The organism is Microcystis sp. M49636_WE2 (assembly GCF_030065375.1).
GTDB lineage: Bacteria > Cyanobacteriota > Cyanobacteriia > Cyanobacteriales > Microcystaceae > Microcystis > Microcystis aeruginosa_C.
In genome coordinates this window covers 1-2351 of the sequence record NZ_JASJFG010000703.1, presented here as the reverse complement: position 1 = coordinate 2351, position 2351 = coordinate 1, and the positions used below count along the sequence as shown (strand labels likewise).

The following is a 2351-nucleotide window of genomic DNA, read 5'->3' as shown; positions in this document are numbered from 1 at the left end:
TAACGCTTCCACCATCGTTGCCAACGCCGCTCGTAGCCTGTTCGCTGAACAGCCCCAACTGATCACCCCCGGTGGTAATGCCTACACCAGCCGTCGTATGGCCGCTTGCTTACGCGACATGGAAATCATCTTGCGCTATGTCACCTACGCTACCTTCGCTGGCGACGGCAGTGTTCTCGATGATCGTTGCTTAAATGGTCTTCGCGAAACCTATGTAGCTTTAGGAGTACCTGGAGCTTCCGTAGCTGCTGGCGTAAGCAAAATGAAAGAAGCTGCTTTGTCCATCGCTAACGATCGCAACGGTGTCACCCCCGGCGATTGCAGTGCTTTAATGTCTGAAATTGCCAGCTACTTCGACCGCGCCGCCGCTGCTGTCGCCTAGTCCCTGGGGCTAGTCTCAATTAAACCGTAGGAAACTTATTGCAAGATTATTGGGAGATACCAAACAATGAAAACCCCCCTTACCGAAGCCGTAGCAGCCGCTGATTCTCAAGGTCGTTTCTTAAGCAGCACCGAAATCCAAGTTGCTTTCGGTCGTTTTCGTCAAGCTTCTGCCAGCCTCACCGCCGCTAAAGCTTTAACCGAAAAAGCTAGTTCTTTGATCTCCGGTGCCGCTCAAGCCGTGTACAACAAGTACCCCTACACCACCCAAATGCAAGGGGCTAACTTTGCGGCGGACCAACGCGGTAAAGAGAAATGCGCTCGCGACATCGGTTACTACCTCCGCATGGTGACCTACTGCTTAGTTGCTGGTGGAACCGGTCCGATGGACGAGTACCTCATCGCTGGTATTGACGAAATCAACCGCACCTTCGACCTGTCTCCTAGCTGGTACATCGAAGCTCTCAAATACATCAAAGCCAACCATGGTTTAAGTGGCGACCCCGCAGTAGAAGCCAACTCCTATATCGACTACGCTATCAACGCTCTCAGCTAGTCCGATCAAAAAAACTGCTGGTCTGGAAAGACAGGAGGTTGTTAGCAAAAGGGTTAGCAATCACCTGTTCTTCCAGACCTTGTTATATCCATCGTCAAGGTGGCTAGGTAATCGAACTGATCCTCCCCTAGTTTTGAGCGATCAGAAAATGATCATTTTTTTGTAGGAGAACTTTAGTGGCAATTACTACCTCAGCTTCCCGTTTAGGGACAACCGCTTTTAGCGAGGTTGCTCCCGTGGAATTACGTCCCGATTGGTCCCGTGACGAGGCACAGGCGGTTATTCGCGCTGTCTATCGTCAGGTGCTAGGCAATGACTATATCATGCGTTCCGAGCGCCTTACCAGTGCCGAATCCTTACTCTGCAACGGTTCGATCACCGTGCGGGAATTCGTCCGCGCCGTGGCCAAATCGGAACTGTATAAGAACAAATTCTTCTACGGTAACTTCCAAACCCGCGTCATCGAACTTAATATCAAACATCTTTTAGGTCGCGCTCCCTACGATGAGTCGGAAGTGGTCTATCACCTCGATCTCTACGAAAACAAAGGATTCGAGGCCGATATCGACTCCTACATCGATTCCGCCGAATATACCGAAAACTTCGGCGATAGTATCGTTCCCTACTATCGTGGTTTTGCCAGCCAACCCGGTCAAAAAACCGTGGGATTTACCCGGATGTTCCAACTCTATCGCGGTTATGCCAACAGCGATCGCTCTCAGATTGCCGGCAAAACCTCCCGTTTAGCGGTGGAATTAGCCCAAAACGGCGCTTCGGCAGTAGTCGGTCCCTCCGGTGGCAGCGATGGTTGGGCCTATCGTCCCTCCGGTCAACGCAACACCCCCAGTAAAGCTCTTGGTGGTAGTGTGGCCTATGGTGATGTGGGTAAGCTCTATCGCGTGGAAATTGCCGCCATCAGCAAACCGGGTTATCCCCGTGTCCGTCGCAGTAGCAAAGCGATTATCGTCCCCTTTGAACAGTTAAATAACACCCTGCAACAGATCAACCGTCTCGGTGGCAAAGTTGCCAGCATCACCCCCGCTAGTTTGAACTAATTTTCTAGCTTAAGATAGCTAAAAGTCTCCCGGGCAGCCGTCAGGTTCACCGGGAGACTTCTTTCTAGGGAACTGGCAGAAATTGACCCTCAGCAGATCGAGCAAACCTGTAGAATGAAAATAGTTCTATCGTTTTAATGCCTGTGACTGTCACTTCGATCGCTTTTGACTCTATCGATACTGCCTTAGCGGAAATCAAAGCCGGACGGGCTATTGTAGTAGTTGATGATGAGAATCGCGAAAATGAAGGAGATCTAATCTGTGCGGCCCAATTTGCCACCCCCGATCTGATTAACTTCATGGCAGTGCAAGCTCGCGGTTTAATCTGTCTGGCAATGACGGGAGAGCGTCTTGATGCT

Annotated in this window: 4 protein-coding genes; all 4 read left to right on the top strand. The window is 50.9% G+C overall.

The window, feature by feature from the left end:
- Positions 1-382 (top strand): bilin-binding protein (locus PX484_RS16090; protein WP_288104735.1); only part of this gene is annotated, 382 nt, incomplete at its 5' end.
- Between the two features lie 66 nt (positions 383-448).
- Positions 449-937 carry a C-phycocyanin subunit alpha gene (cpcA, locus tag PX484_RS16085; RefSeq protein ID WP_004268966.1) on the top strand — a complete coding sequence of 163 codons (489 nt, stop codon included), beginning with the start codon at positions 449-451 and terminating at the stop codon, positions 935-937.
- A gap of 176 nt (positions 938-1113) precedes the next feature.
- Complete coding sequence (locus tag PX484_RS16080) at positions 1114-1992, top strand: phycobilisome linker polypeptide (RefSeq protein ID WP_004268965.1); 879 nt, start codon at positions 1114-1116, stop codon at positions 1990-1992.
- Positions 1993-2129: 137 nt separating this feature from the next.
- Positions 2130-2351: 3,4-dihydroxy-2-butanone-4-phosphate synthase (locus PX484_RS16075; protein WP_288104731.1), on the top strand; the 222-nt coding region annotated here is incomplete at its 3' end.